A 436-nucleotide genomic window follows, 5' to 3' on the forward strand; every position below is an offset into this window, starting at 1 on the left:
GACGGCAGGCAGCTGGCAGCGTGGATGCGGCAGACCTGCCTGGACGAAAAGCCTGCGCGTACCGGAAAGCTTCCCTCGATCTCGCCGGCGCTGCTGCGCCAGCTTGCCGGCATGGGCAACAACCTGAACCAGATAGCCCGCCGCGTTAACGCCGGCGGTGGCACTGGCCATGACAGGGTGCAGATTGTGGCGGCGCTGATGACCATCGATGCCGGACTTGAGCGGCTGCGGCACGCCGTTCTTGAGAAAGGAACGGACGATGATCGTTAAATTTCATCCACGCGGTCGCGGCGGTGGCGCCGGGCCGGTGGACTACCTGCTGGGTAAAGACCGGCAGCGTGATGGTGCCACCGTCCTGCAGGGGAAGCCGGAAGAAGTCCGGGAGCTGATTGACGCGTCGCCTTACGTGAAGAAATACACTTCCGGCGTCCTGTCG

The 436-nt window shown here is 64.0% G+C and carries 1 protein-coding gene; it reads left to right on the forward strand.

The annotated features are described in order from the left end of the window. On the forward strand, nt 1–270 hold a 270-nt coding region (locus ER639_RS11970; RefSeq protein ID WP_164993454.1), incomplete at its 5' end, for a MobC family plasmid mobilization relaxosome protein. Nucleotides 271–436: the final 166 nt, after the last annotated feature.

Source organism: Macrococcus sp. DPC7161 (genome assembly GCF_004117835.1).
GTDB lineage: Bacteria > Bacillota > Bacilli > Staphylococcales > Staphylococcaceae > SDSC01.